General features: G+C 57.2%; 5 protein-coding genes. All 5 read right to left on the bottom strand.

Going from position 1 to position 5,241, the window contains the following annotated elements:
• Positions 1 to 77: 77 nt before the first annotated feature.
• Positions 78 to 776 carry a cytochrome c biogenesis protein CcdA gene (locus tag Q0288_RS08625; RefSeq protein ID WP_299429488.1) on the bottom strand — a complete coding sequence of 233 codons (699 nt, stop codon included), beginning with the start codon at positions 774 to 776 and terminating at the stop codon, positions 78 to 80.
• 1 nt (position 777) lies between these two features.
• The gene (locus Q0288_RS08630) at positions 778 to 1,353 is read right to left on the bottom strand and encodes a TlpA disulfide reductase family protein (RefSeq protein ID WP_299429489.1); all 576 of its coding nucleotides are present in this window, start codon (positions 1,351 to 1,353) and stop codon (positions 778 to 780) included.
• A 368-nt stretch (positions 1,354 to 1,721) separates the two neighbouring features.
• Positions 1,722 to 2,258 carry a hypothetical protein gene (locus tag Q0288_RS08635; protein ID WP_299429490.1) on the bottom strand — a complete coding sequence of 179 codons (537 nt, stop codon included), beginning with the start codon at positions 2,256 to 2,258 and terminating at the stop codon, positions 1,722 to 1,724.
• 151 nt (positions 2,259 to 2,409) lie between these two features.
• Positions 2,410 to 4,164, bottom strand: a complete 1,755-nt coding sequence (locus tag Q0288_RS08640; RefSeq protein ID WP_299429491.1) for an ABC transporter ATP-binding protein — start codon at positions 4,162 to 4,164, stop codon at positions 2,410 to 2,412.
• Positions 4,161 to 4,889 carry a hypothetical protein gene (locus Q0288_RS08645; protein ID WP_299429492.1) on the bottom strand — a complete coding sequence of 243 codons (729 nt, stop codon included), beginning with the start codon at positions 4,887 to 4,889 and terminating at the stop codon, positions 4,161 to 4,163. Before Q0288_RS08645 ends, Q0288_RS08640 begins: the two co-directional genes overlap by 4 nt.
• Between the last annotated feature and the right edge of the window lie 352 nt (positions 4,890 to 5,241).

Raw genomic sequence — 5,241 nt, forward strand, 5'->3', positions numbered from 1 at the left:
AGGGTCGGGCGTGTGTGGGCGGTAGTAACCCGGCCTTCACAAGAGCCTCCTAAAGCACCCACCACGACTTCTTCCGATCAGGCCCTGAAAAAGAGGTATCCTCCAAGCACCACCAGTGCCAGTCCGCTGACCGGCTGTAAATAACGCACTGCCTTCTGAAAGTACCGCCGAATCAGTTCGTTGGCGAAGACCAGCGAGAGCGAGAAGGTGAGCATCATCAGGGTCATGCCCCCCGCATAAGCAAAGAAGTTTGCCAGCCCGCTCAACCAGTAAGTGGTAAAGGCGGTCAGGGTGACAGACAAAAAAAGCGGCAGCCCACAACCCAGCGAACCGACCGCATAACTAATGCCGTAAAGGTAGTAGTGGTGCAGACTGCGCTCGGAGGGCCGCTTTCCGCCGCGAAGTCTGGCGGTAATCCGGTCTACCGGCAAGCCAGGGGTGAACCCTTTCTTGATCAGCATAGTTAGACCTAGACCCATCAGAAGAAGAGCAATCCCGGTCTCGATCTGTGGGGCAAAGATGCTCAGATAGGCCGAGAGTACCCTTCCGGCCAGCATGATAATCAAGCCCAGTCCTGCGAAGACGGTGAAGAAGCCAGCGCTCATGGCCAGCCCGAGCTTGATGCCCTCTATTCCACTCTCCTGCCAGGCGGACTCCTGCCTTCGGGCCTGAGAAAAATAGTGAGCCACATAGGCAGATAGCATGGCATAACTGCAAGGGGTAAAAAAGGCCAGGACACCCACCCCAAAGGCATATGCAAAGAGGGCTGGATCCATATCAGCTCCTGCCAACCGCCTGGTGCAGCACCTCGAGGAACCGAGGATCGCTAACCGCGCGAATACCCCGGAAGATAATCTCTCCCTGAGGATTGACTAGCACCATGCTGCCTCGAGCCTGCACCCGGTAGCGTAGCACCAGAGGGTCTGTCCGGGAGTCGAGCGCATAGCGGAAGTCGGTATGGCCGTATTGACTCCGGTGTGAAAGCAAGTTTTGCTTGGAGTCGACAAAGGGGTCAATGCTGATCCAGACCACCTGAAACTGGTGACGGTACTGCCCGTATAGCCGGGCAAGCTCCCGGGTCTCGGCACGGCACGGGACACACCATGCCGCAGAAAAGTAAAACAGGGTAGGTTTTTCACGTAGCGCACTTATCTCCAACGGGCGGCCCTCGAGATCGGTGAGCGAAAAATCCGGCACGCGCTGTCCCACCGTGGCTGCAGGGTTTGAGTAGGGATTCCAAAGCAGCAACAGGGCCATCCCGGCTACCACCAGTGCAGGAATGCCGACCGTGAGCAGCCTTTTGGAAGGCTTGGTTTGCGGTGGCTGGGTGCTGTCAGCCTTTGGAGATTTCATAGCTTCAATCCTTCCAAAAAGGTTTAGGGATGGTTCTGCCCTTGGCTTTAGCCAAAGCCACCGGGACTCAAACTGCACCCCATTATGCAGCCAGCCAGGGCAGTCTTTCCAGGACTGAAGTCCCCCGGAGAAACCCTCGAGGCAGTGCCAATACCCATGCTGCTTTAAAGTGGCCTGGCGTCAGCTAAACTACTACGATTCCCAGGCCTGGGCCACCGACCGGGCCCTCAGGCCAGGTGCCGCCGGGCCGCCCGGTAGGCCACAAAAAGCATGATCAGGTTAAACAGCAGGAGGGCTGCGACCACACTCAGAAACGAGACCGAGTCTTAGATCCACAGGTCTCAGATACACGCGTTCTTGCTTCTCGGTCATACCGGTGATTCCTCCCCACTTTCTTTTCTAGCCTCGACCCGGCCAGGTCTGGTTAGCGCAGTGAGATAAAGCAGAGCACCCAGAACACACACGGTTAGTGAGGTTATTTGTAAGGTTCCGGCAGAACCGAGCCAGCCGACCACCGGATCCAGGAAATGGAGCACCGGCAAGACGCCTAAGGCTAGACTTACGTTGACCAGGCTAAAGACCCGTCCGAGAAAATTCTGGGGCACCACTGCTTGGAGCATTGACTGTGTGGCAACGCTAGATACATCGAAAAGGATGCCGCTCACGAAGAAAACAGCCATAAGAACCGGGAATATTGGAAAGGTAGCACCTAGCAGCATGGGGGCTGCCAGGAGGGCGTTGAGCAGAACCACCAGCTTGAGGCTAGGTATCCCCCTTTTCAGCGCACCGAGGATCGCTAGCCCAGCAACTCCACCAAGAGCGAGGCTGGTGTACAGGAGCCCGAGGCCTGATGCCCCGATGTTGGCGACCTCCATTGATACTGGAACCATGATGATCTCTACCACACGCCAGAACAGAGAGGTTGTGCAGCACGAAGAGCCAGAGCTTTTGCGCGTGGACCAGCCTCATGCCACCGCCTCCAGGAAGAACCGCTCCTGCGCGACCTACAAACGCTAGTGGCCTCACACGCACTCGGGTTTAGCGCATGTAATTCAGCTATGCTCCCTCCCAGCGGTACTGCTCGAGCTGCCTGCGGTACATCCGGGCATAAATCCCCCGCTCGGCCATCAGCTCGGCGTGAGTACCCAGTTCGACAATACGCCCCTCCTTGAGCACCGCGATACGGTCGGCAAAGCGCACCGAGGCCAGCCGGTGGGTGATGATCAGGGCCAGGCGGCCCGGAAGCAAGCGCCCAAACTCGTCCAAAATTTCCGCCTCAGCCTCGGGGTCGAGGGCAGCGGTGGGTTCGTCCAGGATCACCATAGGGGTCTTGTGATAGAGCACCCGGGCCAGAGCAGTGCGCTGCCATTCCCCGCCCGACAGATCCACCCCACCCAGCTCGCGCGACAGCGGGGTACGCAGACCTTCGGGCAGCCGTTCAAGCACACCACTGAGGCGCATCTGGGCCAGGGCCTCTTGTACGCGGTGGGGATCGTAGCCCTGGTGCATGGCTACCTGCTCCCCCAGGCTCAGTCCCAGGCGCAGAAAATCCTGTGGTACTACCGTGAAGTTTCTCCGGTAGCTGTCCAGGGGCAGGGTACGGATGTCCACGCCACTCAGCTGGATCCTGCCCTGGTCGGGGTCGTAAAGACGTAGCAGCAGTTTGACCAGGGTGGTCTTACCGGCGCCATTCTCGCCTACCAGGGCGGTGGTGGTGTTGGGCGGGAGCTCGAGGTCAAGGCCAGCCAGGACAGGTCTAGCGGTTCCGGGGTAGGAGAACCAGACCCCCTCCAGCCGAAGGCTAGACCCCACCGGCAGAGGGAGGGTCTCCTCTGGCGAGGGCAGTTCGATACGGGCAGGCCGCTCCTGGTAACTCAGAAAGTCCTGCAAAAACAGTAGGTTTTCCCGCAGCTCGGTGTAATTGCCCAGCAGGCCCTGGAAATTCTGCCGCACCTGGGCCAGCCCCACTACCAGCAGGGTAAACCCTCCCAGGCTGAGTTGCCCGCCCAGGGTAAGCCACAGACCATACCCCAGGGAGGCGTACTGGGCCAGCAGCAACAAGGTTTGCCCCGCCCCATGGGAGACCACCTGGCCCAGGGCAGCCTGGTTCAGCCGCTCCAGGCGTGTCTGGGCTAGCCGACGGGCCTCGCCTAGAAACCAGGGCTGGAGCCGGTACAGGCGAACCTCCTTGGCGTGCTCGAGGCGGGTCAGATACTCCTCGAAGAGTTCCATCAGGTGGCCCTCCCGGCTGCTGTCGACCAGGGCCCCAAACACCAGGGCGCTGCCCCTGCGAGCCACCCACAGGGCAGGCAGTAAGGTGAGCACCACTGCCAACAGTAGATCGGCCCGCAGCAGCAGGATGGCCACCGCGAAGGCCAGCCCAGCCACCAGATTGATCAGCAGCTGCACCCCGTAGACCACCATCAGCACCGGGCGCAGCCGCGACTCAGCCCAGACCCGGCTAAAAGCCAGGCTGCCCTCCTGGCTTTCGAGATCGGCCATATCCTGGCTGGCCCGCTTGGCCGCGAGCTCGAGGCGCAACCGCATCGAGACCCGGTTCCGCAGACGCTCCTGAAAGTACGTGCCAGCCTGTTGCAACACCCCCGCCAGCAAGAGCAGCCCAAGCTCCAGGCTCAGCAAGGTAAATACTTCTACCAGCGGCCTTTGGGCTACAATCCCATCAATCAGCAGTTTGGCCACCCAGGCTGCCAGGGCGGGTATGGCGCTGCCTAGGAGCAAAAAAACCAGGGTAAACAGCCCTTCTCGAGGGGCCAGACCAAACAGGTAACGAAGGGCCTCGAGCAGACTCATACACCTGTAGAGTGATTTATGCGCTCAAATAGAGCGCTGCTGGCAGTTTCAGCCAGCTGTTCGGACAGACTCCCTAACGAGATATTTTGGCAAATTCTTTCTAAACCAAACCTCAGAGCAGTAGCATACAACATTGCTTCTCGAGAGGTCTGATGTTCTTCTACGATATATTTTTCAATCATGGCGTAAGTTTCTTCTTCACTGGCCTCTCCCAAGAAGACTGGGCGTCTCCACTCAAGCAACTCCTCAAAGGGAAGCGTACCATTCGAGAGGTACTTCTCTAAACCCACCCGCTCTGCTCCTGCACCCAGCGCAAACTTACATAGTCGATACGCTCCCATTTGAGCGATGGTTTCAACAAGCCAACGCGGAGCTCCATCACCAAACTGGTGCAAAACGAAAGTCTCGAACCACTCGTGGCCCAAAAACCAGGCGTTTTCCTCCGCGCTTTGGTTTAACATCCACAAAATGGGCTCTCTGGTCACTTCTCTCTTGCTGATCCCAATTCTAGGGTGCTCATTGACAATTACAACTGTTGTGGGTGGTGGTCGGTATGGAAAAAGTTCTCTCTTGACGAACTCGGCTGTTTTATGAAGTATTTGTTCGATAATTGCTTTGGCTTCACTTTCAACACTCTCCTTTTCGTACATAACGAAAAGGTGTTCGGCAATTTCTTTTTTAGGAAACACAAAGTGCATCCGATCGTAATCGATAATTCCTTCCACTACCCCTCCCAAAAAAGTTACCAGGTTAGTTGCTTCGGTTTCTCACCTTGCTCCCGGTGGATAGGGTACACCTACCCACCGGCTAGCCGCTTTACGCTGATAAAGTCCTACTCCTTAATCTTGATTACGGTGCCATTTGGCAGTGTGATCGTTACCCCAGCAAGCACACTCTTCCTCTTCATTTATACTCACCCCCTTTCCGACCCTTCTATAAAAAAGGTCATCTATATCCTTGCAGCTACAACCTAACATTCACCTAACATCCCAGAGCCCCCAGCATGTTAGGTGGTTGTTTGTAGTGTAGTGCGCCCCTAAAGTGAGACCATAAGCTAAGAGAGCTTTTGGTTGATTT

The sequence above is a fragment of the uncultured Meiothermus sp. genome, assembly GCF_937863175.1.
GTDB lineage: Bacteria > Deinococcota > Deinococci > Deinococcales > Thermaceae > Meiothermus.